This window comes from Streptomyces olivaceus (genome assembly GCF_000721235.1).
In the GTDB taxonomy this organism is placed as follows: domain Bacteria; phylum Actinomycetota; class Actinomycetes; order Streptomycetales; family Streptomycetaceae; genus Streptomyces; species Streptomyces olivaceus.
In genome coordinates this window covers 1-24,846 of the sequence record NZ_JOFH01000060.1, presented here as the reverse complement: position 1 = coordinate 24,846, position 24,846 = coordinate 1, and the positions used below count along the sequence as shown (strand labels likewise).

Annotated in this window: 22 protein-coding genes; 7 read left to right on the top strand and 15 right to left on the bottom strand. The window is 73.3% G+C overall.

The features are described from left to right. Positions 1 to 334 precede the first annotated feature (334 nt). Positions 335 to 1,537 carry an amino acid deaminase/aldolase gene (locus tag IG94_RS0136450; RefSeq protein WP_031047811.1) on the top strand — a complete coding sequence of 401 codons (1,203 nt, stop codon included), beginning with the start codon at positions 335 to 337 and terminating at the stop codon, positions 1,535 to 1,537. A gap of 51 nt (positions 1,538 to 1,588) precedes the next feature. Here IG94_RS0136450 and IG94_RS0136445 read toward each other — a convergent pair whose 3' ends face one another. The 4 genes from IG94_RS0136445 to IG94_RS0136430 are packed head-to-tail and all read right to left on the bottom strand — an operon-like array spanning position 1,589 to position 6,349. Continuing rightward, positions 1,589 to 2,671 (bottom strand): DUF2510 domain-containing protein, encoded by a 1,083-nt coding sequence (locus tag IG94_RS0136445; RefSeq protein ID WP_031047809.1) that lies wholly within the window; start codon positions 2,669 to 2,671, stop codon positions 1,589 to 1,591. 49 nt (positions 2,672 to 2,720) lie between these two features. After that, complete coding sequence (locus tag IG94_RS0136440; protein ID WP_031047807.1) at positions 2,721 to 3,503, bottom strand: 3-oxoacyl-ACP reductase; 783 nt, start codon at positions 3,501 to 3,503, stop codon at positions 2,721 to 2,723. 6 nt (positions 3,504 to 3,509) lie between these two features. After that, the gene (locus IG94_RS0136435; protein ID WP_031047804.1) at positions 3,510 to 4,940 is read right to left on the bottom strand and encodes an aldehyde dehydrogenase family protein; all 1,431 of its coding nucleotides are present in this window, start codon (positions 4,938 to 4,940) and stop codon (positions 3,510 to 3,512) included. A gap of 44 nt (positions 4,941 to 4,984) precedes the next feature. Further along, the gene (locus IG94_RS0136430) at positions 4,985 to 6,349 is read right to left on the bottom strand and encodes a glutamine synthetase family protein (protein WP_031047802.1); all 1,365 of its coding nucleotides are present in this window, start codon (positions 6,347 to 6,349) and stop codon (positions 4,985 to 4,987) included. A 74-nt stretch (positions 6,350 to 6,423) separates the two neighbouring features. On the opposite strand from IG94_RS0136430, the gene IG94_RS0136425 reads away from it, so the two are divergent. Both IG94_RS0136425 and IG94_RS0136420 read left to right on the top strand, forming a co-directional pair. Beyond that, a complete protein-coding gene (locus IG94_RS0136425) occupies positions 6,424 to 7,158 on the top strand; it encodes a FadR/GntR family transcriptional regulator (protein WP_031047799.1) in 735 nt (244 codons plus the stop codon). Between the two features lie 85 nt (positions 7,159 to 7,243). Further along, complete coding sequence (locus IG94_RS0136420) at positions 7,244 to 7,966, top strand: gamma-glutamyl-gamma-aminobutyrate hydrolase family protein (protein ID WP_031047796.1); 723 nt, start codon at positions 7,244 to 7,246, stop codon at positions 7,964 to 7,966. Positions 7,967 to 8,080: 114 nt separating this feature from the next. Here the strand turns inward: IG94_RS0136420 and IG94_RS0136415 are convergent, their stop codons facing one another. Beyond that, positions 8,081 to 9,103 (bottom strand): LysR family transcriptional regulator, encoded by a 1,023-nt coding sequence (locus IG94_RS0136415; protein WP_263446388.1) that lies wholly within the window; start codon positions 9,101 to 9,103, stop codon positions 8,081 to 8,083. A gap of 70 nt (positions 9,104 to 9,173) precedes the next feature. Between IG94_RS0136415 and IG94_RS0136410 the strand changes: the two genes are divergently transcribed. Next, entirely contained in the window at positions 9,174 to 10,331 is a 1,158-nt protein-coding gene (locus IG94_RS0136410) for a TDT family transporter (protein ID WP_031047788.1), read from the top strand. Here IG94_RS0136410 and IG94_RS0136405 read toward each other — a convergent pair. The 4 genes from IG94_RS0136405 to IG94_RS0136390 all read right to left on the bottom strand — a co-directional run bounded on the left by IG94_RS0136405 (position 10,258) and on the right by IG94_RS0136390 (position 15,738). Further along, positions 10,258 to 10,977, bottom strand: a complete 720-nt coding sequence (locus IG94_RS0136405; RefSeq protein ID WP_031047785.1) for a helical backbone metal receptor — start codon at positions 10,975 to 10,977, stop codon at positions 10,258 to 10,260. The two genes, IG94_RS0136410 and IG94_RS0136405, sit on opposite strands and share 74 nt — an antisense overlap. Before the next feature lie 13 nt (positions 10,978 to 10,990). Beyond that, positions 10,991 to 11,560 (bottom strand): helix-turn-helix domain-containing protein, encoded by a 570-nt coding sequence (locus IG94_RS0136400; protein WP_031047783.1) that lies wholly within the window; start codon positions 11,558 to 11,560, stop codon positions 10,991 to 10,993. A 484-nt stretch (positions 11,561 to 12,044) separates the two neighbouring features. After that, complete coding sequence (locus IG94_RS0136395) at positions 12,045 to 14,657, bottom strand: ABC transporter permease/substrate binding protein (protein ID WP_031047781.1); 2,613 nt, start codon at positions 14,655 to 14,657, stop codon at positions 12,045 to 12,047. Beyond that, positions 14,650 to 15,738 (bottom strand): quaternary amine ABC transporter ATP-binding protein, encoded by a 1,089-nt coding sequence (locus IG94_RS0136390; RefSeq protein WP_031047779.1) that lies wholly within the window; start codon positions 15,736 to 15,738, stop codon positions 14,650 to 14,652. The genes IG94_RS0136395 and IG94_RS0136390 overlap by 8 nt, the downstream gene beginning before the upstream one ends. 224 nt (positions 15,739 to 15,962) lie before the next feature. On the opposite strand from IG94_RS0136390, the gene IG94_RS0136385 reads away from it, so the two are divergent. Next, on the top strand, positions 15,963 to 16,868 hold the full coding sequence (locus tag IG94_RS0136385; protein ID WP_031047777.1) for a 5'-3' exonuclease: 906 nt from the start codon (positions 15,963 to 15,965) through the stop codon (positions 16,866 to 16,868). A gap of 104 nt (positions 16,869 to 16,972) precedes the next feature. Further along, positions 16,973 to 17,818, top strand: a complete 846-nt coding sequence (locus tag IG94_RS0136380; protein WP_031047775.1) for a siderophore-interacting protein — start codon at positions 16,973 to 16,975, stop codon at positions 17,816 to 17,818. A 291-nt stretch (positions 17,819 to 18,109) separates the two neighbouring features. Here IG94_RS0136380 and IG94_RS0136375 read toward each other — a convergent pair whose 3' ends face one another. After that, entirely contained in the window at positions 18,110 to 18,691 is a 582-nt protein-coding gene (locus IG94_RS0136375; RefSeq protein ID WP_031047773.1) for a GNAT family N-acetyltransferase, read from the bottom strand. 93 nt (positions 18,692 to 18,784) lie between these two features. Between IG94_RS0136375 and IG94_RS0136370 the strand changes: the two genes are divergently transcribed. Continuing rightward, positions 18,785 to 19,744, top strand: coding sequence for an RluA family pseudouridine synthase (locus IG94_RS0136370; protein WP_031047770.1), 960 nt, complete (start codon positions 18,785 to 18,787; stop codon positions 19,742 to 19,744). Here the strand turns inward: IG94_RS0136370 and IG94_RS0136365 are convergent. From IG94_RS0136365 to IG94_RS0136345, 5 genes are all read right to left on the bottom strand, one after another. After that, positions 19,738 to 21,252, bottom strand: coding sequence for a cytochrome P450 (locus IG94_RS0136365; protein WP_031047768.1), 1,515 nt, complete (start codon positions 21,250 to 21,252; stop codon positions 19,738 to 19,740). The genes IG94_RS0136370 and IG94_RS0136365 overlap by 7 nt on opposite strands. 64 nt (positions 21,253 to 21,316) lie before the next feature. Next, on the bottom strand, positions 21,317 to 21,937 hold the full coding sequence (locus IG94_RS0136360) for a GTP-binding protein (protein ID WP_031047765.1): 621 nt from the start codon (positions 21,935 to 21,937) through the stop codon (positions 21,317 to 21,319). Further along, positions 21,918 to 22,361: a DUF742 domain-containing protein gene (locus IG94_RS0136355; RefSeq protein WP_031047762.1), complete on the bottom strand. Its 444-nt coding sequence runs from the start codon at positions 22,359 to 22,361 to the stop codon at positions 21,918 to 21,920. Before IG94_RS0136355 ends, IG94_RS0136360 begins: the two co-directional genes overlap by 20 nt. Next, the gene (locus tag IG94_RS0136350; protein WP_167308645.1) at positions 22,358 to 22,735 is read right to left on the bottom strand and encodes a roadblock/LC7 domain-containing protein; all 378 of its coding nucleotides are present in this window, start codon (positions 22,733 to 22,735) and stop codon (positions 22,358 to 22,360) included. Before IG94_RS0136350 ends, IG94_RS0136355 begins: the two co-directional genes overlap by 4 nt. Before the next feature lie 26 nt (positions 22,736 to 22,761). Then, the gene (locus IG94_RS0136345; RefSeq protein ID WP_052411040.1) at positions 22,762 to 24,384 is read right to left on the bottom strand and encodes a sensor histidine kinase; all 1,623 of its coding nucleotides are present in this window, start codon (positions 24,382 to 24,384) and stop codon (positions 22,762 to 22,764) included. Between the last annotated feature and the right edge of the window lie 462 nt (positions 24,385 to 24,846).

Here is a 24,846-nt window from a genome sequence, read left to right as displayed (position 1 = left end):
GGGCGGGGTCGACGGGGGCGGGGAGGCGCGGCGCGCTTCCGTGCTCATGCACCCCCCGTTTCCTCGGGTCCGGGCCGTCCTCCGGCTCGGGCCGGTGATGGTCCCCTGCCCACGCCCGGGCGCGGACCGATCCGTCCCGGGCACGCATACCCGCACGGAAGGTCCGCCATCCCGGCACGGGCCGCGAGAGCCCGGCCGCCGGGGTCGGGGCCGCCGTGCGTGCGCGTCACTCTACGGCGTGACGCCGCCCGTCGGGGAACCAGTCCCGCGCACCCGCGGCATTGGCCCGTATCGTCCCCTACCCTGCGGTAATCCCGTCTGGCAGGCTGCGTGCATGACTGCGCGCGCCACCGACCGGACCCGTTACGACCGGGCCACCGCTCATCTGGACGCCCCCGTGGCGATCGTGGACCTGGAGGCCTTCGACGCCAACGCGGACGACATGCTCCGCCGGGCCGGCGGGAAGCCGATCCGGGTCGCCAGCAAGTCCGTGCGCTGCCGTGCGCTGCTGGAACGGGTCCTGGCGCGGGAGGGGTTCGCGGGCGTGATGTCGTTCACGCTGGCCGAGTCCCTGTGGCTGGCGCGCTCCGGATTCGAGGACGTGCTGCTCGCCTACCCGTCGGCGGACCGCGCCGGGTACGCCGAACTGACCGCCGACCCGAAGCTCGCCGCCGCCGTGACCGTGCTGGTCGACGACCCGGCGCAACTGGACCTCGTCGACGCGGCGCGCGACGGCGGCCGCGAAGTCGTGCGGGTCTGCCTGGAGTTGGACACCTCGCTGCGGATGCTCGGCGGCCGGGTGCGGGTCGGGGCGCGCCGCTCCCCACTGCACTCCCCCGCCGAACTCGCCGACCTGGCCCGGGCGGTGGACCGCCGGCCGGGGTTCGAGGTCGTCGGCGTCATGGCGTACGAGGGTCATGTCGCGGGTGTGGGGGACGCGGTGGCCGGCCGGCCGCTGCGGTCGCGGGCGGTGCGGCTGATGCAGGCCGCCGCGCGCCGTGAACTCGCCGGGCGGCGGGCGGCGGCGGTGCGGGCGGTCCGGGCCGTGGTGCCCGGCCTGGAGTTCGTCAACGGCGGCGGCACGGGCAGCGTGCAGCAGACGGCGGCCGAGGACGCGGTGACCGAGATCGCCGCCGGTTCCGGACTGTACGTACCGCGCCTGTTCGACAACTACACGTCGTTCACCGGCCGCCCCGCGGCGCTGTTCGCGCAGCCCGTCGTACGGCGGCCGGGGGTCGGGGTCGTGACCGTGCTCGGCGGCGGCTATCCGGCGTCCGGCGCGGCCGGTGCCGACCGGCTGCCGGTGCCGTACCTGCCGGAGGGCCTGCGCTACGACCCCCAGGAGGGACCCGGCGAGGTGCAGACGCCGCTGCTGGGTTCGCCCGCCGACGACCTGCTGATCGGCGACAAGGTGTGGTTCCGGCACGCCAAGGCCGGTGAGCTGTGCGAGCGGTTCGACGCGCTGCACCTGGTGGAGGGGGACGCCGTGACGGCGACGGTGCCGACGTACCGCGGCGAGGGGCACACCTTCCTGTGAGGCCCGTGAGGTGGGGTCTGTGCAGCCCGTGAGGTCCGTGAGGCGCGCGGGTCAGTCCGTCGGGCCGATGCCGCTGCCCACGCCGCCGCCGGTGTCCGCGTCGCCGACGGGCCGGATGCCCTTGGTGATGGTGTCCATGTCGGACATCGGCGGCCCGTCCTCGCCGGCGTCGAAGACGTAGCGGACGAGGATCGGGGACTCGGTGCCCACGGTGGAGGGGAAGACCATCGACTGCACGTATCCGCCCGGTCCCTCGGCGGTCCGCACCCGCCAGCGCACGTAGTACCCGGCGCGTCCGGCGACCGCGACGGGCCCCGAGGCCACCTCCTCGTGGGACTCGATGCCGCCGAAGGGCTTGTTGCCGATCAGGTCGCGGTCGTAGGCGTCGTCGGCCGCGTCCTCGATGTCCTCCCGGGCGAGGGCCTCCGGGGCGGACTCGGCGTTCGCCGTGACGGTGCGGGAGACGACGAGGCCGTGCCGGCACACGCTGCCGTCGGCGGGGCACTTGTAGGTGCCGTCCGTGGTCATCATGACGTCGTCCTCGGCGACGTGCCGCGGCAGCTCCCAGCCGTCCGGCAGCGGGAAGGTGACGCCGTTGAGCTGGTCCTCGACCACGGCCGGGGCGTCGGCGGAGGGGGCGGAGGTGCCCGGCGAGGAGGACGGCGGGTCGCTCACCGGCGCGGGATCGGTCGCCCCGACGGTGGCGGGCGGTGCCTGCGCCCCGGCGCTGCCGCCGTCGTCCCCGCCCAGGGCCACGGCGCCGGCGACGACCGCCGCGACGAGGACGGCCGCCGCGGCGGTCAGGGCGACGGCCTTCGCGCGTCCGCCGCCGGCCCCGGACCCACCGCCGCCGGCCGGCGGCACGGCGTCCGGCCGGCCGGACCACGCCTGGTGGGCCTGGTACGCCTGGGGGTGGGAGCCCTGCGGTGGGAGGCCCTGCGGTGGGGACGGGTGCGGTCGGGGTGCCTGCTGCTCCGTCCGGGGCGCCTGCGGCGGCGCCTGGGCATGGCCCGCGACCGGGCCGTACCCGGTGGCTTCGGGCGTGCGCCGGTGCTCGGTCCAGGCCGTGCCGTCCCACCACCGTTCCTGGTGCGGGGCCGACGGGTCGCGGTACCAGCCGGGCGGCGGCGTCATGCTCATTCCGGCGCTCATCCGGGAACTGTAGGACGCCGCGCGCGGTGTTCTACAGCGGTGTGACGTACGCCCCGGAGATCCCGCCGTCCACCAGGAAGTCCGTGGCGTTGACGAAGGAGGAGTCGTCGCTGGCCAGGAAGGCGACGGCGGCGGCGATCTCGGTGGCCTCGGCGAACCGCCCGAGGGGGATGTGCACCAGGCGGCGCGCGGCCCGCTCGGGGTCCTTGGCGAACAGTTCCTGGAGCAGCGGGGTGTTGACCGGGCCGGGGCACAGCGCGTTGACGCGGATGCCCTCCCGGGCGAACTGCACGCCCAGTTCCCGGGACATGGCGAGGACGCCGCCCTTGGACGCGGTGTACGAGATCTGCGAGGTGGCCGCGCCCATCCGGGCCACGAAGGACGCGGTGTTGATGATGGACCCCCGGCCCTGGCGCCGCATGTAGGGGATGGCGGCCTTGCAGCACAGGTAGACGGAGGTGAGGTTGACCTCCTGGACGCGCTTCCACGCCTCCAGGCCGGTCTCCAGGATGGAGTCGTCGTCGGGCGGCGAGATGCCGGCGTTGTTGAACGCGACGTCGACGCTGCCCCAGGTGTCGTACGCCGCCGCGAACAGCGCCTCGACCTGCTCGGGGTCGGTGACGTCCGCCCTGACGAACGTTCCGCCGCTCTCCTCGGCCGCCGCCCTCCCCCGGGTCTCGTCCACGTCGCCGCAGACGACGTGCGCGCCCTCGGAGGCGAGCCGGCGGACGGTGGCGAGGCCGATGCCGCTGCCCGCTCCGGTGACGACGGCGGTACGGCCCACCAGGCGACGGCAGATGATGTCCTCGGTCATGAGTGGCTAGGCCTCCGTGCTCGGCGAGACGTTGCTGAGGAAGACGTTCTTGGTCTCGGTGAAGGCGGTCAGCGCGTCCGGACCGAGTTCCCGGCCGAGCCCGGACTGTTTGAACCCGCCGAACGGCGTCCAGTAGCGGACGCCGGCGTGGGAGTTGACGGACAGGTTCCCGGCGCGCACCGCGCCGGACACGCGCAGGGCACGGCCGACGTCCCGGGTCCACAGTGATCCGGCGAGGCCGTAGTCGGTGGCGTTGGCGAGGCGGATCGCGTCGGCCTCGTCCTCGAAGGGCAGGACGACGGCGACGGGCCCGAAGACCTCCTCGACGGCCACGCGCGCGTGCGCGTCGACGCCGGTGAGGACGGTCGGCGGGAACCAGAAGCCGGGGCCGCCCTCGGGGGCGCTGCCGCGGATGCCGGTGGCGTCGTCGGGGACGTAGGAGCGCACGCGCTCCAGCTGGGCGCGGGAGATCAGCGGGCCCATGCCGGTGCTCTCGTCGGCCGGGTCGCCGACGCGGACGGCCTCGATCGCGGGGGCGAGCAGGGCGAGGAAGCGGTCGTACACGGACCGCTGGACGAGGATCCGGGTGCGGGCGCAGCAGTCCTGGCCGCTGTTGTCGAGGAAGGACATGGGCGTGGCGGCCGCGGCGGCCTCCAGGTCGGCGTCGGCGAAGACGATGTTGGGGCTCTTGCCGCCGAGTTCGAGGGTGACGGGTTTGAGGAGGGCCGCGCCCTTGGCGGCCACCCGCCGGCCCACGGCGGTGGACCCGGTGAAGACGATCTTGGCGACGCCCGGGTGCCCGACCAGCGCGTCGCCCGTGACCGGCCCGGGTCCGGGCAGCACCTGGAACAGGCCCTCGGGGAGTCCGGCCGCCAGGGCCAGTTCGGCCAGGCGCAGTGCGGTGAGCGGGGTCGTCTCGGCGGGCTTGAGGAGGACCGCGTTGCCCGCCGCGAGCGCCGGCGCGGTGGCCCAGGCGGCGATGGGCATCGGGAAGTTCCAGGGGGCGATCACGCCCACGACCCCGAGCGGTTCGAGGAGCGTGACGTCCAGGCCGCCGGCGACCGGGATCTGGCGCCCGGTGAGCCGCTCCACGCCCCCGGCGGCGTAGTCGAGCAGGTCGCGGACGTTGCCGGCCTCCCAGCGGGCGTTCCCGACGAGGTGCCCGGCCTCGCGGACCTCCAGCCGGGCCAGTTCCTCCACGTGCTCGTCCACGACGGCGGCGAACCGGCGCAGCAGCCGGGCGCGATCGCCGGGGCCGAGGGCGGCCCAGGCGGTCTGTGCCCGGGCGGCCCGTACGACGGCGGCGTCGACGTCGGCCGCGGAGGCGGCGGGGACGGTGGCGACGACCTCCTCGGTGGCGGGGTTCAGCACCCGCAGCGCGTCGGGGCCTTCCTCGGAGGGCTCGGACGGCTCGGAAGGCTCGGACGGCTCGAACAAAGGGGGTTCCTCGGTCGGGAGGGGGTGCTCGGACAACGGGTGCCTCACATGCGTTCGAAGGAGCGGCGCAGCTCCCAGTCCGTGACCGCGGCGTCGAAGGCGTCCAGCTCGACGCGCGCCATGTTGCGGTAGTGGGCGACGATCTCGTCCCCGAAGGCGGCCTTGGCGAGGGCGCTGTTCTCCCACAGCTCGGCGGCCTCGCGCAGGGTGGTGGGGACGTGCTCGTAGTCGGCGGCGTAGGCGTTGCCGGAGCACGGCTCGGGCAGCTCCAGGCGCTGTTCGACGCCGTGCAGCCCGGCCGCGACCATGCCGGCCACGGCGAGGTACGGGTTGACGTCGCCGCCGGGTAGGCGGTTCTCGAAGCGCAGGGAGCGGCCGTGGCCGACGACGCGCAGGGCGCAGGTGCGGTTGTCGCGGCCCCAGGCGACGGCGGTGGGGGCGAAGGAGCCGGGCTGGAAGCGTTTGTACGAGTTGATGTGCGGGGCGTAGAGCAGGGAGAACTCGCGCAGCGCCACGAGTTGTCCGGCGAGGAAGTGCCGCATGACCTCGGACATGCCGTCCTCGTGGTCACCGGCCATGACGCTGGTGCCGGTCCGGTCGGCGAGCGAGAGGTGGATGTGGCAGGAGTTGCCCTCGCGTTCGTTGTACTTGGCCATGAAGGTGAGGGACATGCCCTCCTGGGCGGCGATCTCCTTGGCGCCGGTCTTGTAGACCGCGTGCTGGTCGCAGGTGACCAGGGCCTCGGCGTAGCGGAAGGCGATCTCGTGCTGGCCGGGGTTGCACTCGCCCTTGGCGGACTCGACGGTGAGGCCGGCGCCGGCCATCTCGTTGCGGATGCGGCGCAGCAGGGGTTCGACGCGGCCGGTGCCGAGGACGGAGTAGTCGACGTTGTACTGGTTGGCGGGGGTCAGCCCGCGGTAGTCCGCGTCCCAGGCGTGCTCGTAGGTGTCGCGGAAGACGATGAACTCCAGCTCCGTGCCGACCTGGGCGGTGTGCCCGTGCTCGGCCAGGCGCTCCAGCTGGCGGCGCAGGATGTGGCGGGGCGCGGCGGGCACCGGGGTGCCGTCCTCCCAGGCGAGGTCGGCGACGGCCATCGCGGTGCCCTCGTTCCACGGGAGGCGGCGCAGGGTGGCCAGGTCGGCGTGCATGGCGAAGTCGCCGTAGCCGCGGTCCCAGGAGGACATGGCGTAGCCGTCGACGGTGTTCATGTCGGCGTCGACGGCGAGGAGGTAGTTGCAGCCCTCCGTGCCGTGTCGCAGGACCTCGTCGAGGAAGAAGCGCGCGGCGAACCGCTTGCCCTGGAGGCGCCCCTGCATGTCGGGGAAGGCCAGGACGACGGTGTCGACGTCACCGGCGGCGACGAGGGCGTGCAGTGCCTCGACCCCGAGCGGGGCTGTGCGGTCTGCCACGGGGAGAGCCTCCTTCTGACCAGGAGCCATAAGGTATTGCCGGGAACCTTTGCTTGGGAAGGGGGCGCGGCCGCATGCCGGAGGAAACCGGGGGGAGCGTGACGGACCGGCTCGCACCGGTGCTGCGGCCGGTGCGGGCGGGCAACGGCTTCGAGGAGGCGCTGGAGCAGATCCTCCAGGTGGTCAGGCTGGGCCTGGTCCCGGCCGGCGAGCGGCTGCCGGCCGAGCGGGTGCTGGCGGAGCGGCTGGGGATCAGCCGGGTGACGCTGCGCGAGGTGCTGCGGGTGCTCCAGGACCAGGGGCTCGTCGAGGCGCGGCGGGGCAGGTACGGCGGCACATTCGTACGGCCCCGGGCCGACGCGGGCGGCGAGGACGAACTGCGGCGCCGGGTGGCCGGGGTCGACATCGAGGACGTGCTGCGCTTCCGTGAGGTGCTCGAGGCGGGGGCCGCGGGTCTGTGCGCGGCGCACGGGCTGACGCCGGCACGGGCGGCGCGGCTGCGCGGGGCGCTGGCCGGGACCCGGGAGGCGCCGCTCGCGCAGTACCGGCGGCTGGACACGCGGCTGCACCTCACCCTCGCGGAGCTGTGCGGCTCGCCGTCCCTGGCGGCGCAGTACGCGGCGGTCCGGGCGACCCTGAACGACCTGCTGGACTGCATTCCGCTGCTGGTCCGCAACCTGGAGCACTCCCAGCGGCAGCACGCCGCCCTGGTGGAGGCCGTGCTCGAGGGGGACGCGGACGGGGCGCGGGAGATCAGCAGGGAGCACTGCGCCGGGACGGCGGCGCTGCTGCGCGGCTTCCTGACCTGAGGGCACGTGCGTGTGTTGCCGCGGGGCGGCGGTGCGGCAAGGGTGTGAATACTTCCCATTGCAGGGTGACGAGGAGGTTCGGAAGGTGGCGGACAGGCCGCTGATCGGCGTCAGCACGTACCTGGAGACCGGGGCGCGCTGGGGCGTGTGGGAGCTGGAGGCGGCGCTGCTGCCCGCAGGGTACCCGCGGCTGGTGCAGCGGGCGGGCGGACTGGCGGTGATGCTCCCGCCGGACGCGCCGGAGCGGGCCGCCGCGACGGTCGCCCGCCTGGACGGGGTGGTGATCGCGGGCGGCCCGGACGTGGAGCCGGTCCGCTACGGCGCCGAGACCGACCCGCGCACGGGTCCGCCGGCCCGGGCCCGGGACACCTGGGAGCTGGCGCTCGTCGCGGCGGCCCTGGACGCGCACGTCCCGCTGCTGGGCATCTGCCGGGGCATGCAGCTCCTCAACGTGGCCCTGGGCGGCACCCTCGTCCAGCACATCGGGGGCCACGTCGAGGCGGTGGGCGTCATCGGCCGCCATCCGGTGCGGCCGGTGCCCGGGACGCTCTACGCCGGTGTGGTCCCGGAGGAGGCGTCCGTACCGACGTACCACCACCAGGCGGTGGACCGGCTCGGCACCGGACTCACCGCGTCGGCGCACGCGGTGGACGGCACCGTGGAGGCCGTGGAGCTGCCGTCCGGGCCCGGCTGGGTCCTGGGGGTGCAGTGGCATCCGGAGATGGGCGAGGACGTACGGGTGATGCGGGCGCTGGTGGAGGCGGCGGGGGCGACTTCCCCGGAGAGCGCGTCCTACGAGGCGGGCTGACGCGGGGTGCGCGCCCTGCCGAGGCGGGCTGACCCGGGGTGCGCGCCCCTTTGGGGCCGGCCGACCCGTGCGGCGCACCCCCACCGGGGCCGGCTGACCTGGGAGCGCGGCGCCCTACCCCTGTGTCAGCGACAGCAGGCGTCGGGCCGGGCCCGTCGGGCGGTGGCCGGTGGGCCAGACGGCGCGCAGGTCGCGGGCGAGGGCGGCGCCGACGACCGGGACGCTCACCAGGCGCCGGGTCGTCAGCTCCTCGCCGACGGCCAGTTCGCTGAGGACGGAGGGACCGGCGCCGCCCACCGCCGCCGCCTTCACCGCCGTCGTCGACGACAGCTCGATCAGCGGGCGGGCCAGACCGCCCAGGGCCGCGTCCAGGACCTGCCGCGTGCCGGAGCCCTTCTCCCGCAGGATCAGCGGCGTCGCGGCCAGTTCGGCCGCCGGGAGGGGCTTTCGCCGGCGGGCCCACGGGTGGCCGGGCGCGGCCACGACGACGAGCCGGTCATGGCCGATGACCGCGGAGTCCAGGCCCGCGGGGACGCTCACCCCCTCCACGAAACCGACGTCCGCCTCGTCGGCCAGCAGACGCTCCGCGACCGCCGCCGAGTTGCCGGCGAGCAGGGACACCGCCGTGTCCGGCAGCTGGGTGCGCAGCGCGACCAGCCAGCCCGGCAGCAGGTACTCGGCAATCGTCATGCTGGCGGCGACCCGCAGCCGCGAGTCCCGCCGGTCCCGCAGTGCCTGGGCACCCGCGTCGAAGGCCTCGGCGGCCTCCACGATCCGTCGGGCCCAGTCCGTGACCAGTGCACCGGCGTCGGTGAGCCGGGAGCCGCGCGGCGAACGGTCCACCAGGGCGACCCCGAGCTGGCGCTCCATGGAGCGGACGCGGCTGCTGGCGGCGGGCTGGGTGATGCCCAGTTCCCGTGCGGCCCCGCCCAGGCTGCCCAGGCGTGCCACGGCCAGCAGCAGTTCCAGGGCGCCGAGGTCCGGCACCCGGTGCGTCAGGGACCCCGGCACATCCCGTTCCCGCCCGCTCTGCCCGCCGCTGCTCCGGCCGCCCTGTCCGCCACCGCTTCGGCCGCTCCGTGCGCCCTCCGTGCCGCCGCCACCCGGGCGTCCCGTGCTCCCCGCACCGCTGCTCATAACCTCAGCTTATGTCCTCATAGGGAGATGGCCTCTGGTCAGGCCCTTCGTCCGCCGCAACCGTGGAGCCATGGTCACCGCAGCCGGTCCCCGCTCCCCCGTCGCCGCCCCGGCCCGCCGTGTCCCGGCCGTCCGTCATCTCGGGCCGAACTGGTACGCCTGCGTCATGGGCACCGCGATCGTCGGCACCGCGGGGGCCGGGCTGCCCTGGCGCGTACCCGGGCTGCGCACGGCCTGCACGGCGGTGTGGGCGCTGTCCCTGCTCCTGCTCGCGGCGCTGCTGGCGGCGCGCACCCTGCACTGGTGCCACCACCGCGACCAGGCCCGCGCGCACCTGCTCGATCCGGCCGCGGCCCCCTTCTACGGCTGCCTGGCGATGGCCCTGCTGGCCGTGGGCGGCGGGGCACTGGCCGTCGGCGGGGACTGGATCGGCACACCGGCGGCCGTCGCGGTGGACGCCGTGCTGTTCACCGCCGGTACGGCCGTCGGGCTGGCGGCGGCGGTGGCGGTGCCGTACCTGATGGCCGTACGGCACCGGGTGGCCGCGGAGGAGGCCAGTCCGGTGTGGCTGCTGCCGCTCGTCGCGCCGATGGTGTCCGCGGCGGTCGGCCCACCGCTGGTCGGGCACCTGCCGCCGGGGCAGATGCGGGCGACGCTGCTGCTGGCCTGCGTCGCGATGTTCGGCGTGAGCCTGCTCGCGACCCTGGTGACGCTGCCGGTGATCTTCGGCAGGCTGCTCACCGGCGGTCCGCTGCCGCTCGCGCTCACCCCGTCGCTGTTCCTGGTCCTCGGCCCGCTCGGGCAGTCCACGACGGCCGCCGGGAACTTCGCGGCCGCCGCGCCGGACGCCGTCCCGGGGCCGTACGCCGGCGGCTTCCCGGTCTTCGCCGTCCTGTACGGGGTGCCGGTCATGGGCTTCGCGCTGATGTGGCTGTGCCTCGCATCCGCGCACGTCGTGCGGGCCCGCCGCGCGGGCATGGGCTTCTCGATGACGTGGTGGTCGTTCACCTTCCCGGTCGGCACCTGCGTCACCGGCGCCGAGGCACTGGCCCGCGAGACGGGGCTCGTCGTCTACGGCTGGCTCGCCGTCGCCCTGTACGCCGTCCTCGTCGCGGCCTGGGGCACCGCCGCCACCCGGACCGCGCGCGGCCTGGTCAGCGGAGCGCTGCTCGCAGGGCCGCGCCCAGCACCCGGGGCGCCTCGGCCAGCGACGGTCCGTACCACGTGAGGCACCGTCCGTCGACGAGCGCGCAGGGCAGTCCGGGGAAGGCCTCCGGGCCGTCGTCGGCGGTGAAGCGGTACGGCTCGTCCGGCAGGACCACGAGGCCGGGGCGGGCCGCCCGCAGCTCCTCCACCGGGACCCTCGGGTAGCGCTCGGCATGCCGGGCGTGGAGGTGGTCGACGCCGAGCCGGGACAGGACGTCGCCCGCGAAGGTGTCGCGGCCGAGCACCATCCAGGGCCTGCGCCAGATCGGGACGACGGCGGTGACGCGCGGCCCGGTCTCCGGCAGGTCCGACCAGGCGTCCTCCGCCTCGTCCAGCCAGCGGGGCCGGGACGGCGCGCCGCAGGCGGTCAGCACGCGGTCCAGCTCGGTGAAGGCCTGCGGCACGGTGCGCACCTCGGTCACCAGCACCTCGACGCCCGCCGCGCGCAGGGCGTCCAGGTCGGGGGCGCGGTTCTCCTCCTCGTTGGCGACGACCAGGTCGGGGGCGAGGGAGAGGACGCGGTCGGTCCGCGGGTTCTTGGTGCCGCCGACGCGGGCGACGTCGAGGCCGGTCGGATGGGTGCACCAGTCGGTGGCGCCGGCCAGGGCTCCGGGGACGGTGCGGGCCACCGCCTCGGTCAGCGACGGCACCAGCGAGACCACTCTCACCGGCGCGTACCCCTCACCGGCGGGGCCCTTCCCGGACGGCCTCGATGTGCTCGGAGACGGCGACGACGACCAGCCGCGTATCGGGGACCGTGGCCCGCCACCGGTGCCGCACCCCGCCCGTGAGGTAGAGCGTGTCACCGCGTCCCAGCCGGTAGGCGCGGCCCTCGGCCTCGATCTCCACGGCGCCCTCGGTGACGAACATCAGCTGGTCGTTGCGGTACTGCAGCTCCCGGCCGGCGTCGTGGTCGCCGGTGAACTCGGAGGCGTGCATCTGGTGGTGCCCGCGCACCAGCGAACGCACCCGGGGCGCCAGCTCCGGGTCGGGGTCCTCGGCGCGGACCACGTCGACGCTGCACGCGGGGTCGGCGGCGGCGAGCAGCTCCACGGCGGTGGTGCGCAGGGCGTCGGCCACCTTCTCCAGGGAGCTCTGGCTGGGCCGTGCCCGGTCGTTCTCGATCTGGCTCAGGAAGGGCACGGACAGGCCGCTGCGCTCGGCGACCACGGCGAGGGTGAGTTCGAGGGCCCGGCGCCGTCGCCGCACGGCCGTGCCGACCCGGAGGTGCTGATCTTTGTGGTCGCCCATCGCTCCGGCTCCCTCCTTCACCGTCGTCGTGCCGTCACCGTGCCCCGTTCGGGGCACGGGCCTCCTGATGAGTTCTCTGCACCCTACGCATGTTCGGCAAACCGTTTCATGCGGCCGTCACATCGGCGTCACGGTGCGGTGGCCGGGACCTCACGTTTCTCGCCACCCGGCGGCTCGTGCGGGCGCTGTTCCGGCCGCCTCACCGGTTCAAGGCCCGCAGGCCCCCGTCTGTTCCCGCCAGCCCTTCCGCGCCGAGCGGGGCAAGGCTCGGGTGCGGGGTTGGCGCTCCGTGGTTGGCCGAATCCTTACCGTGTCCCCGTGCTCCCGTGTGCTCCCGTGCTCCCGTGTCCGCGCCGCCCACGGCCCGAGGGGTGGACCCGGCCTGCGCCGTGTCCACCCCTCGGGCGGTCGCACTGTTCGGTTGTCGAGATTCCGGTTGTCGGGATTCGGTCGTCGGGCGAGCGGTTACCGCTTCACTCCGCCACTAGGGGGTCATCCGGCCGACCATGTCCGGGTGCTCCTCCAGCCAGGCCGCGACGGCGTCCTCCTCGTGGCCCTGACCGCGGTCCTTGATCTCGGCCTCCAGGCTGCCGAGGTCGTCCTCGCTCATCTTGAAGTTCTTGAGCCACTTCGTGAACTGCGGGTACTGCTCGGGGAACTGCTTGCTGGAGATGTTGCGGATCGTGTTGCTCTCGCCGAACGCCTTCTTCGGGTCCTCCAGCTTGGTCAGCTCGTACTCGCTGTAGGCCCAGTGCGGCGTCCACAGGGTGACCGCGACCGGCTCCTTCTTGGCGAGGGCGCGCTTGAGCTCGGCCAGCATCGCCGGCGTCGAGCCGTCGACGACCTTGTACTCGTCGTCGAGGCCGTAGCCCGGCACGACCTCGTTCTTCAGGAGCTGCATCTGACCGGTGCCGGGCTCGATCCCGATGATCTTCCCGTCGAACTGGTCGCCCTTGCCCTTGAGGTCCGCGATGGACTTGACGTCCTTCACGTACGAGGGGACGGCGATGTCCAGGGAGGTCGTGTCGTACCAGGTGCCGAGGTCGGTGAGGTTGTCCTTGTGCTGGTCCCAGTAGTTCTTCTGGCCGTAGGGCAACCAGGCGTCGAAGTTGACGTCGAGGTCGCCGGTGGCCAGACCGGTGTAGGCCGGGCCGACGTCCATCTGCTTCAGGTTCAGCTTGTAGCCGCGCCGCTCCAGGACGTTCTTCCACAGGTAGGTGACGGCGATGTTCTCGTCCCACGGGAAGAACGCCACGTCGACGGTCCGCTTGGCCTCGGCCGGGTTGTCACCGCTGCCGCCCTTGACCGGGGCGAGCTTGTCGACGACGCCCGGGTTGGACTTCAGCCAGGTGCGGACGGCGTCCTGCTGCTTGCCCTTGCCGGACTTGTTGATCTCGGCCTCGAGGCTGGTCAGCTGCTTCTCGCTGAACTTGAAGTCCTTCATCCACTGGGCGGCGGTGGGGTCGTCACCGGCGAAGCCCTTGCGGGAGAGCAGGTGCACGCCGTCGCCGGAGCCCCAGGCGCCCTTGGGGTCCTTCAGCTTCTTCAGGTCGTAGTCGTTGTACGCCCAGTGCGGGGACCAGAGCGTGACGACGATCGGTTCCTTCTTGCTGATGGCCCGCTTCAGCTCGGCCAGCATCGCCGGGGTGGAGCTGTCGACGACCTTGTACTCCTCGTCGAGGCCGTACTCCTTGGTGACCTTGTCCTTCAGCAGGGCCATCTCGCCGGCGCTGGACTCGATGCCGGTGATCTTGCCGCCGAACTGGTCGGCCTTGCCCTTGAGGTCCGCCAGCGAGTTGACGTCCTTCATGTAGGCGGGGACGGTCAGCTCGAGCGTGGTCTCGTCGTACCAGGAGCCGAGGTCGTCGAGCCGGTCGCCGTACTTCTTCCAGTACTGCTCGTGGGTGGTCGGCAGCCAGGAGTTGGTGACGAGGTCGATGTCGCCCTGGGCCAGCGAGGTGTAGAGCGGCCCGGCGTCGAACTGCTTGGCCTCGACCTCGTAGCCGCGCTGTTCGAGGATCTCCTTCCACAGGAACGTGGAGGCGACGCCCTCGTCCCACGGGACGTAGCCGAGGGTGATCTTCTTGCCCTCGCCGACCTTGCTGCCGCTCGCGACGCTCTCGGAGTCGTCCGATCCGCCGAAGACGCCCATGCCGCCGGCGACCAGGCCGAGGATCACGACGCCGATCACGGCGACCTGCGGGCGGGGGCGGTACGACCAGATCTTCAGGCCGCCGAGGCTGCGGGCCTTGGCGGCGGCGCGGCGGCCGAGCGGCGAGACCTGGGTGCCCAGGGCGCTGGTCATGCGGTCCAGGTAGATCGCGAGGATCACGATGGCCACACCGGACTCGGAGCCGAGGCCGACGTTCAGCTGGCCGATGGCCTCGTTGACGTCGCCGCCGAGGCCGCCGGTGCCGACCATGCCGGCGATCGCGGCCATGGACAGGCCGAGCATGATGACCTGGTTGACGCCCGCCATCACCGTCGGCAGGGCCAGCGGGAGCTGGACGCGCAGCAGGGTGTTGCGGGGCGTGGTGCCGAAGGCCTCGGCGGCCTCGACCAGTTCCTTGTCGACCTGCCGGATGCCCAGCTCGGTCATGCGCACGCCGGGGGCGAGCGCGAAGATCAGGGTGGCGACGATGCCCGCGGAGGCACCGGTGCCGAAGAACAGGATGGCCGGGATGAGGTAGATCATCGCGGGCAGCGTCTGCATGAAGTCCAGCACCGGCCGGACGATGCCGCTGACCCGGTCGGAGCGGGCCGCCCAGATGCCGACGGGTACCGCGACGACCAGCGCGATGATCGTGGCGACGAGCACCAGCGCGAGGGTGACCATCGCGTTTTCCCACAGTTCCATGGAGACGATGAACGCGAATCCGAGGAAGGTGAGGACACCGGCGAACGTGCCGCGCAGCCAGAAGGCGATGACGGCGAAGATACCGGCGAGGAGCAGCGGTTCGGGCGCCTGGAGGACGGCGTTGATGCCGTCGTAGGTGCCGGTGAAGACGGTCTTCAGGAAGTCGAAGAGCCACGCGACGTGGTCCAGCAGCCAGTCGACGGTGCTGTTGACCCAGTCGCCGAGCGGGATCCTAGGCACGGGCCATCACCTTGCCGCCCTTGTCGCGCGGGCTGCTGCAGGTGCCGGGCTCGGCGCTCTCGTCGCCGAGGAAGCCGATGAGCCGGCGGGTCGGGACGACGCCGACGAGGTGGTCGTCGTCGCCGTCGACGACCGCGACCGCGTGCGGGACGCGGGCGCTGATCGCGCACAGCTCGGTGAACGGCGTGTCGGGCCTGGCGGTCTCGCACGAGCAGTCGGCCTCGTCGCCGCGCACGTCGGTCTCCATGACGGCGCGCGCCGTCAGGACCCGGGAGCGGTCGACGTCCTGGGTGAAGGAGGCGACGTAGTCGTTGGCGGGACGTATGAGGATGTCCTGCGCGGTGCCTATCTGCACGATCCGGCCGTCCCGCATGACGGCGATGCGGTCGCCCAGGCGCATGGCCTCGTTGAGGTCGTGGGTGATGAAGACGATGGTCTTCTTCAGCTTCTTCTGCAGCTCGATCAGCTGGTCCTGCATGTCGCGCCGGATCAGCGGGTCGAGCGCGCTGAACGACTCGTCCATCAGCAGCAGCTCGGCGTCCGTGGCCAGCGCGCGGGCCAGGCCGACGCGCTGCTGCATACCGCCGGACAGCTCGTCGGGCCAGGACTTCTCCCACCCGTCCAGGCCGCACAGGGCGAGCGCCTCGTCGGCGCGGCGTTCGCGCTCGGCGCGGGGCACGCCCTGCACTTCCAGACCGTAGGCAGCGTTGTCACGGACGCTGCGGTGCGGGAAGAGCGCGAAGTGCTGGAAGACCATGCTGATCTTCCGGGAGCGGACGTCGCGCAGCTGGCGCTCGCTGATCTCGGTCAGGTCCTCGCCGCCGAAGCGGACATGCCCGTCCGTCGGCTCCGACAGGCCGTTGAGCATGCGCAGCAGCGTGGACTTGCCGGACCCGGACAGCCCCATGACCACGAAGATCTCGCCGGGCTCCACGGTGAAGGACGCGTCGATGACGGCGGCCGTGGTCCCGTCGGCGCGCAGTTCCTCCCGGTCGGTTCCCTGACGCAGCCGCTCGACTGCCTGGGCCGGTTTCCTGCCGAAGACCTTGTACAGGTTCTCGGCCTCTAGTCTGGCTGACACGCTTACCTCTTGGGTCGGGGACAGGGGCACGGGCGTGAAGACCGGTCCTGCATGAACCCACTGTTACGAAGACTCGCTAACAGTTGAATGCATCAACCAGCTTCGGCCCGGCTGCGCGCCTGCCCCGATACTTATGCGCCAAACATACGAGTGATCCAGTTCACACGTTCTCCATCGCCCGTCCACACGGCCTGCGGCATGATCGAGGCGTGACCGGACGACTGATGCTCCTCGACACCGCTTCCCTCTACTTCCGCGCCTACTTCGGCGTGCCGGACTCCGTGCGGGCGCCCGACGGCACCCCGGTGAACGCGGTGCGCGGACTCCTCGACTTCATCGACCGCCTGGTGAAGGACCACCACCCCGACCACTTGGTCGCCTGCATGGACGCCGACTGGCGGCCGCACTGGCGGGTCGAGCTGATCCCCTCCTACAAGGCGCACCGCGTCGCCGGGGAACACCCGGAGGGCCCGGACGAGGAGGAGGTGCCCGACACGCTGTCGCCGCAGGTCCCGGTCATCGAGGCCGTCCTCGACGCGCTCGGCATCGCCCGGGTCGGCGTGGCCGGGTACGAGGCCGACGACGTCATCGGCACGTACACCGCGCGGGCCGCGGGACCGGTCGACATCGTCACCGGCGACCGGGACCTCTACCAGCTCGTCGACGACGCCCGCGGCATCCGCGTGCTCTACCCCGTCAAGGGCGTCGGCACCCTCAGCCTCACCGACGAGGCGGCGCTGCGCGAGAAGTACGGCGTCGACGGCCGCGGCTACGCCGACCTGGCGCTGCTGCGCGGCGACCCGAGCGACGGCCTGCCCGGCGTGCCCGGCATCGGCGAGAAGACGGCGGCGAAGCTGCTGGCCGAGTTCGGGGACCTGGCCGGCATCCGGGCCGCCGTCGACGACCCGGGGGCGAAGCTCACCCCTTCGCAGCGCAAGCGGCTCACCGAGGCCGCCCCCTACCTCGACGTGGCCCCGAAGGTCGTCCGGGTCGCCGGCGACGTGCCGCTGCCGGACGTCGCCACCGCGCTGCCGCGCGCCCCGCGCGACGCGGCGGCACTGGACGAGCTGGGCGCCCGCTGGGGCCTGGGCGGCTCGCTGCAGCGGCTGCTGACGACCCTCACCGCCTGAACGGTCGGCGTGCCACCGGTCTCCATGAGCCACGGGCGGGCCGGAGATGCTAGCTTAGGTAAACCTAAGTGAGAGATCCGCACGCAGGGAGCAGGGAGGCCGTCATGGCAGACCGTCCGGCACGCAAACCGCGCAGGCCGCACACCGCGCAGGTCGTCCGCACCGAGCGGCTGACCCCGCACATGCAGCGTGTGGTGCTCGGCGGCGAGGGCCTGGCCGCGTTCGCCGCGGACACCTGCACCGACCACTACGTGAAGCTGCTGTTCCCCGCCGGGGGCGCGACCTATCCGGAGCCCTTCGACATGGAGCGGATCCGCGAGGAGTTCCCCCGCGAGCAGTGGCCGGTGACCCGGACGTACACGGTGCGCCACTGGGACGCCGAGCACCGGGAGATGACGCTGGACTTCGTCATCCACGGCGACGAGGGGCTCGCCGGGCCCTGGGCCCAGCGGGTCCGGCCGGGCGAGACGGTCCTCTTCATGGGCCCCGGCGGCGCCTACGCGCCCGACACCACCGCCGACTGGCACCTGCTCGCCGGCGACGAGAGCGCGCTGCCCGCCATCGCCCGGTCCCTGGAGGCGCTGCCCGACGGCGCCCGTGCCTTCGTCTTCGTGGAGGTCGACGGGCCCGAGGAGGAGCAGAAGATCGACTCCGACGTGGAGGTCGTCTGGCTGCACCGCGGCGACCGCCCGGTCGGGCGGGCCCTGGTCGAGGCGGTGCGCGCGCTGGACTTCCCCGAGGGCCGCCTGCACGCCTTCGTCCACGGCGAGGCCGCCTGCGTGAAGGAGCTGCGCCGGTATCTGCGGGTGGAGCGGGAGATCCCCCGCGAGGACCTGTCCATCTCCGGCTACTGGCGGCTCGGCCACAACGAGGACGGCTGGCAGGCCTCGAAGCGGGAGTGGAACGCCCGCATCGAGGCCGAGCAGGAGACGGGCGCGACCGCGGCGTAACCGCTCCGGCGGGCCTGGCAGGGGGCCGCGCGCCCCGTGCCGGGCTCTCGCCCACGGCCCACGTGCCGGGGGCCTGCCCCCTCCGCCTCTGGGCCCCCGTGCCGAGGGCCCACAGACTCGCCACGCCCCCGTGCCCGGGGGCCCGCTCCCCCGCCCGCGGCCCCGGAACCGATCCTCAGCACCCGCCAGGCACCCGGCCCGCCCGGGCCCGGGAGCGGACGGGGCTTCCCCCGCGCAGGACGGTGCGCCCAGCCTGTCGGCACCCGGCCGGCGCCCCGGTGCGACGTGCGGTCAGTCGCCGCGCACGCGGGCGTGCAGGTGCATGTCGTGCCAGCCGTCGGGGTGGAGCAGCGCGCTGCGCTTGGTGCCCTCCAGGGCGAAGCCGCTCTTGTGGGCGACCCGGCAGGAGGCCTCGTTGGCCACGGCGTGCAGCAGTTCGAGGCGCTGGAAGCCGATCCCGTCCAGGGCCCAGTGGGCGAGCGCCCGGGTGGCCCGTGCGGCGACGCCCCGGCCGCGGGCGGCCGCCGTCGTCCAGTAGGCGACCTCGGCCACCCCGTCGCCGAGCACCACCTCCCGCAGGGCGACCCGGCCGAGCAGCCGGTCGTCCGACGCGTCGGCCACCGCCCACTGGACGCCCCGCTCTCCCTCCCACGCCCGCTGCCACTCGGCGATCCAGCCGCGCACCTCGTCCTCCGAGTCGGCGGCACGGGCGTGCCACTGGTGCATCGCCGGGTCCTGGAAGGCCGCGTGGACGGCGGGGGCGTCGTCGGCGCGCCACGGGCGCAGCAGCAGCCCGTCGCCGGTGGGGAGAGCGGGCTGCGGGGTACGGGAAAGGGTGCCTTCGGCGATGACCGGGCGTGTCAGGTAGGGCATGGACGGCATCCTGCCAACGGGCCGGCCCGGCGGCCCACCGCTTTTTCCGGCACGGCTCGGGACGCGGCGCCCGTGACCGTACGCTGGCCGGTGATGAGACGCCGACGCACTCCTCCCCCTCCCTCGCCCCTGCCGCAGCGCGCCGGCATCGACGCGGTGCGGGTGCGGCTGCCCGTGGACGGGGCGTGGTCCACGGTCCGCGAGCACCTGGCGGAGCGGCTCTCGGCCGCGGGCGCCGGCGTGGTCGACGGCATGTTCGCCGCCGGGCTCTTCGTGGGCGCGGACGGGCGGCCGGTAGCGGACGACGCGCCGTACGAACCGGGGATGTACGTGTGGTTCCACCGGGAGCTGCCCGCCGAGGTGCCGGTGCCGTTCCCGCTGGAGATCGTCCACCGCGACGAACACGTCGTCGTCGCCGACAAGCCGCACTTCCTGGCCACCACCCCGCGCGGAAGCCACGTCACCGAGACCGCGCTGGCCCGGCTCCGCAGGGAGCTGGACGTCCCCTCGCTGGGCGCCGCGCACCGCCTTGACCGGCTGACCGCGGGGCTGGTGCTGTTCACGGTCCGCCCCGAGGAGCGCGGCGCCTACCAGGCGCTGTTCCGCGACCGCCGGGTGCGCAAGGAGTACGAGGCCGTCGCCCCGTACGACCCCTCGCTCGCCCTGCCCCGGACCGTACGCAGCCGGATCGTCAAGGAGCGCGGCGTTCTGGCCGCCTTCGAGGCCGAGGGCGAACCCAACGCCGTGAGCCGGGTGGAGCTGCTGGAGCGGTGCCCGCGGCGGGGGCTCGGCCGGTACCGGCTGGTGCCCGGCACCGGGCAGACCCATCAGCTGCGCGTGCACATGAGCACGCTGGGCGTCGCGATCCTCGGCGACCCCCTCTACCCCGAGGTGGCCCCGCCCGTGCCGGCCGGTGACTTCCGTCGCCCGCTGCAACTGCTCGCGCGGGAGCTGGCGTTCACCGATCCGGTCACGGGGCGCGCGCACCGCTTCCGCAGCGGGCGCTCGCTCGGCGCGTGGTCGGCGTACGAGGAGTGGGCCGCGGGTCAGTAGCCGCGCCACCAGAGCAGGAAGCGCTGCCAGGCACCGCGCGGGCGGTCCTGTCCCGTGCCGGGCGCGGGCGGGGGCGCGGCGGCCGTGGCGGGCACCGTGACCGGTACCGGCTCCGGCTGCGGCGGGTACGCCGGCATCCGCGGGGCGCCGTGCGGTGCGGGCTTGGGGATGCCGACGTGCCACGTGTCGCGCGGTGCGGGCACGGGGGTGTGGCTGGGCTGCTGCATGATGTCCTGCTGCGCCCTGGGCTCGAACCGCACCGGCAGTTCCACCAGGTGCCGGGAGGCGATCGACGACCGCCACCGCAGCTCGTCCTCGTCGCAGTCGAGCCGGACGTCGGGCAGCCGCATCAGCAGTGCGTCGATGCCGGCGTCGGCGATGGCGCGGCCGATGTCCTGGCCGGGGCACTCGTGCGGGCCGCCGCCGAAGGCGAGGTGGGCGCGGTTGCCCATCATGCTCGCGTCCAGGTCGGGGCGGATGCGCGGGTCGACGTTGCCCGGTGCGATGCCGAGCAGCAGTCCGTCGCCGGCGCGGATGCGCCGGCCGCCCAGTTCCGTCTCCTGCTTGGCGAAGTAGGCGAGGACGGTGCTGAACGGCGGCTCGTCCCACAGGGACTGCTCCACCGCTTCGGGCACGGTCATCTGGCCGCCGTTGAGCTGGGCGCGGAAGCCGGGGTCGGTGAGCACCACCCGCAGCACGTTGCCGATGAGGTTGACGGTCGCCTCGTAGGCCGCCAGGAGGACCACCCTCAGGTGTTCGCGGACCTCGTCGTCGGAGAGTCCGGCCGCGTGGGTGACGAGGCGCCCGGCGATGTCGTCCTGCGGGTCGGCCCGGCGGGCGGTGGCGAGCCGGCTCAGGGCCTCCATGACGTGGGCGTGGCTGGCGATCGCCGTCTCGGTGCCCTTGAGTGTGTCGCGGGCGGCCTCCACCATCCGGTCGTCGTAGTCGTCGGGCATGCCGAGCAGGTGGCACATCACGCCCATCGGCAGGTGCTCGGCGAACTGGCCGACGAGGTCGGCGCGGCCCTCTTCGCAGAACCGGTTGACGATGCGCTGGCTGTACCGCTTGATGTGCCGGCGCAGTTCCCGGAAGTCCAGGCCGGACATGGCGCTGGTCACGGCGCCGCGCAGTCGCTTGTGCTCGTCGCCCTCGGCGTGGGAGCAGATGGGCTGCCAGGCGATGTGCGGCATCAGCGGGTGGTCGGGCTTGACCATGCCCTCTTTGAGCGGCGTCCAGATCCGGCTGTCGCGGGAGAACTGGGCGGGGGTGCTCACCATGTGCAGGTTCTCGGCGTGGCCGAGGACCACCCACATCGGTACGTCGTCGTGGAGCAGGGCGGGCGCCACCGGCCCGTGCTGCGCGCGCAGCGTCTCGTACAGCTCTTCGAGGTCGTCCGCCTCGTGCAGCCGGTGCAGGCCGCCCGGCCCGAGGCCGTGGGCGGGGCAGCCGGGCGGTGGTTCGAGCAGGGGGTCGCCCGTTCCGGTCGGGGAGTGGCGTTCAGGCGTCACAGTCTCGCTCCGCAGCAATGGAGAGTGGGGGTCGGGTGGAGGGGCCGGCCGGGCGGCCCGGGGGTCAGGTGAGCGCGCCCTTCATGGCGAGGGCGTGCAGGAAGCGCATCAGGGTCATCAGGACGTCCCGGCTGGAGGCGCGGCGCCGTACGTCGCAGTCGAGGATGGGGATCTCCTCGGGCAGGTCGAGGGCGGTCCGCAGCTCCGCGACGGGGTAACGGGGCGCGTCGGGGAAGGAGTTGACGGCGACCACGAAGGGCACGCCGCGCTCCTCCAGGCGCCCCATGACGTCGAAGCTGACTTCGAGGCGGCGGGTGTCGACGAGGACGACGGCGCCGAGGGCGCCTTCGAACAGGCCGTTCCACAGGAACCAGAAGCGCTCCTGGCCGGGCGTGCCGAAGAGGTAGAGCACCAGTTCGTCGGTGATGGTGATGCGGCCGAAGTCCATGGCGACCGTGGTGGCCGTCTTGGAGGCGGAGCCGAAGTTGTCGTCGACCCCGATGCCGGCCTGGGTCATCGTCTCCTCGGTGGTCAGCGGTCTGATCTCGCTGACCGAGCCGACCATGGTGGTCTTGCCCACCCCGAAGCCGCCGACGATGACGATCTTCACGGCGGCCTCGGTCGTGTGGGGCAGCCGGTCCTCGGTCCGCGGTCCCGGGATCGTGTCAGAGTTTTTGAAGTCCATGCATCACCGCTTCAAGGAGGTTTCGGTCGGCGACCCTCTGGCGGACGATCGGCGCGCGGGCCTGCACCAGCTCCGTCGCCAGCAGGTCGGTGAGCAGCACGGTCACCACGCTGAACGGCAGGCTCAGGTAGGCCGACAGCTCGGCCGCGGACAGGGGCGCGGCGCACAGCCGCAGCAGGGCGGCCTGTTCCGGGGTGGCGGAGACGGGCGGGTCGGCGCGGGCCACGATCAGGGTGACCAGGTCGATGTCGGCGCGCTCGCCGCCTCCCTCGCCGCCGATGACGAAGAGCCGCTCGGGGTTGCGGATCTCGGCCTCTTCGCCGGGCGGCCCGGGCTTCCCCGGCGTCCCGGGCTTCCCGGGCGGCGGTAAGGCGGCGGGCCGGTCCTGGCCGGGGGATCGCCTCCGGCGCTTGGGAGGACTCATACGGTCTGCCCGTTGCGCCGCGCGGGGCTGGTCAGGTGGGGGCCGATGCGGGCCACCAGGTCGGCCATGCTCAGGCCCATCCGGCCGGGTTCGCAGCGGACGTCGGAGAGCACGGCGAGATAGGCGTTGGGACCGGCGGCCATCAGGTAGAAGTAGCCGCCGTTCATCTCGATGAGCACCATCTTCATGTCGCCGTCACTGGTGGGGATCTCCTGGCTGACGGCGCTCGCCAGGCTCTGCAGGCCGGCACAGGCCGCAGCGACGCGGTCGGCGGCGTCCGGGTCGCCCGAGTAGCGGGCGATGCGCAGGCCGTCGGCGGAGAGCACCACGATCATCTCGATGCCGGGGACGCCGTCGTAGAGGTCCCGGAGCATCCAGTCGAACTTGCCTTGCTGCTCGATCACTTGGCGTTCCCCTCGTCGTCTGCCGGGGCGTGGGCCGGCTCGTCGCTGCTGGACTGCTGGTGGGTCCGGTGGTGACCCGGGTGCTGCTTGAGCCCCTCCCAGAAGGCGCCGATGAAGTGCCCCGGCGGGAGCCCCTGGCCCCTCTCCGGCTCGGGCTCGGGCGCCGCGGGTGCCGGGATGCCGTTGCGGGCGCGTTCGGCGGCCTGGCGGGCCTCGCGCTCGGCGTCCTCGCGTTCCCAGGCCGCCTGTTCGGCCAGGCGCTGGCTGAGCGGCATCTTGACCCGGCTGCGCCGTTGCGGGAGGCCGCCCGCCGTCCACTCGGTCACCTCGGGGACGTCGTCCTCCAGGGAGACGGTCTCGGTGAACCGGGGGCTGGTGGGGCGGCGCTTCTTGGGCTTGCGCTCCGGTCCGGGCAGGGCGTCCGGGCCCGGGGTGGGGATCGAGGTGGCGCCGATGCCGTGGGCGAGGCCGACACCCGGCTCGGTGGTCATCATCTTGCTCGGCACGATGAGGATGGCGCGGACCCCGCCGTACGCGGAGGCGCGCAGCGAGACGTCCATGCCGAACTGGGTGCACAGCCGGCCGACGACGGAGAGGCCGAGGCGCGGGTGCTGGGCGAGGTCCTGGACGTCGGTTCCGCGCTTGGCCTGCTCCAGCAGGTCCTCGATGCGGGCGCGGGACTCCTCGCTGAGGCTGACGCCCGCGTCCTCGATCTCGATGCAGACGCCGCTCTGCACCTCGGTCGCGGTGACGTGCACCTTGGCCCCGGGCGGCGAGTAGCGGGTGGCGTTGTCGAGGAGTTCGGCGGCGGCGTGGATGACGGGTTCGACCGCGGTGCCCTTGATGTTGACCTTCGCGATGGAGGCCAGGTTGATCCGGCGGTACTCAAGGATCCGGGACATGGCGCCGCGCAGCACGCTGTAGAGGGCGACCGGTTCGGGCCACTGGCGTCCGGGCCGGCCGCCGCCGATCACGGAGATGGAGTCGGCGAGGCGGCCGATCAGCGAGGTGCCGTGGTCGATGCGCAGGAGGTCGTCGAAGACCTCGGGGTTGCGGCCGTGGTCCTCCTCCATCTCGCGCAGTTCCTTGTTCTGCTGGTGGACGATCGCCTGGACGCGGCGGGCGATGTCGACGAAGGAACGCTCCGCGGACTCGCGCATGGAGTCCTGGTGGTCGACGATGTCGCAGACCATGCGGGTCAACCGGCGCTGGGGCTCGCCCAGTTCGGTGTAGGCGGGGTTGACCTCGGCGATGCGGCGCATCACCTCCTCCGGGGTGGAGCCCGTCCGCATGGCGTGCAGCACGTTGGGGATGACCTCGCCGCCGAGCCGGACCATCTCCTCGTGGTGGTTGGCGGCCCGGTGTTCCAGATACGCGCGGTGCCGGGCGTGCTCGGCACGCTCGTCCCGCAGGAGGCGCCCGCGGCGTACCGCTTCGGCCGCCGCAGCGACCACCAGCAGGGTGGCGACGGCACCGCACAGGCCGACGGCGAGCCGGGCCGGTTCCGTCACGAGGGCGACGGCGGCCCCGGTGGCCGCGGCCATCACTATGGCCGGCAGCAGCAGCACGCGCGCGGGGGGAAGTCCGCGGCGACCCGGAGGGGAATCAACACTCACCATGTAGGCCTCTGAAAAGGGATCGGCTGGGACGGAGGAGCTTGCGGCGGGGTACGCCGGAGAGCTGCGGGGGGATCATCCGCACATAGGGAACAAGCGCGCGATTTAGCCTCAACTCGGTGCGCTGCGGGCGAGCTTAGCCCGAGGGGATCAACGCCGTGTCATATTCGGCAAGCACCTGAATCGGGCACGGTCCCGGGAGTAGGGTCGGTCGCATTTGCACACCGAGCGATCAATCGAACGCATACGGTAATGAAGAACGGGCGCACGAAAGCCACTCGCCGTGACGAGGAAGAAGAGCCCGAACCCTTCTCGAACGCACGGAGGCCCGGCGGAAGACTCCGCCGGGCCTCCGTGCGGGGCGGGCTAGCTGTATTGCCCTGTGAGGTTGGGGACGCGGCTGGCGGGTGGTTGCCCTTTCAGCGCGGTGTGTCCGCGGTGGTGATTGTAGGTATGCAGCCATTG

Excerpts from the sequence above, each read along its gene's own strand:
- IG94_RS0136445 (WP_031047809.1), bottom strand. The coding sequence starts at position 2,671 with ATGACGCCGCCGCCCGGCTGGTACCGCGACCCGTCGGCCCCGCACCAG.
- IG94_RS0136450 (WP_031047811.1), top strand. The coding sequence starts at position 335 with ATGACTGCGCGCGCCACCGACCGGACCCGTTACGACCGGGCCACCGCT.
- IG94_RS0136360 (WP_031047765.1), bottom strand. The coding sequence starts at position 21,937 with ATGGACTTCAAAAACTCTGACACGATCCCGGGACCGCGGACCGAGGAC.
- IG94_RS0136355 (WP_031047762.1), bottom strand. The coding sequence starts at position 22,361 with ATGAGTCCTCCCAAGCGCCGGAGGCGATCCCCCGGCCAGGACCGGCCC.
- IG94_RS0136380 (WP_031047775.1), top strand. The coding sequence starts at position 16,973 with ATGGCAGACCGTCCGGCACGCAAACCGCGCAGGCCGCACACCGCGCAG.
- IG94_RS0136415 (WP_263446388.1), bottom strand. The coding sequence starts at position 9,103 with ATGAGCAGCGGTGCGGGGAGCACGGGACGCCCGGGTGGCGGCGGCACG.
- IG94_RS0136350 (WP_167308645.1), bottom strand. The coding sequence starts at position 22,735 with ATGCTCCGGGACCTCTACGACGGCGTCCCCGGCATCGAGATGATCGTG.
- IG94_RS0136425 (WP_031047799.1), top strand. The coding sequence starts at position 6,424 with ATGCCGGAGGAAACCGGGGGGAGCGTGACGGACCGGCTCGCACCGGTG.
- IG94_RS0136385 (WP_031047777.1), top strand. The coding sequence starts at position 15,963 with ATGCTCCTCGACACCGCTTCCCTCTACTTCCGCGCCTACTTCGGCGTG.
- IG94_RS0136370 (WP_031047770.1), top strand. The coding sequence starts at position 18,785 with ATGAGACGCCGACGCACTCCTCCCCCTCCCTCGCCCCTGCCGCAGCGC.
- IG94_RS0136440 (WP_031047807.1), bottom strand. The coding sequence starts at position 3,503 with ATGACCGAGGACATCATCTGCCGTCGCCTGGTGGGCCGTACCGCCGTC.
- IG94_RS0136400 (WP_031047783.1), bottom strand. The coding sequence starts at position 11,560 with ATGGGCGACCACAAAGATCAGCACCTCCGGGTCGGCACGGCCGTGCGG.
- IG94_RS0136410 (WP_031047788.1), top strand. The coding sequence starts at position 9,174 with ATGGTCACCGCAGCCGGTCCCCGCTCCCCCGTCGCCGCCCCGGCCCGC.
- IG94_RS0136375 (WP_031047773.1), bottom strand. The coding sequence starts at position 18,691 with ATGCCCTACCTGACACGCCCGGTCATCGCCGAAGGCACCCTTTCCCGT.
- IG94_RS0136345 (WP_052411040.1), bottom strand. The coding sequence starts at position 24,384 with ATGGTGAGTGTTGATTCCCCTCCGGGTCGCCGCGGACTTCCCCCCGCG.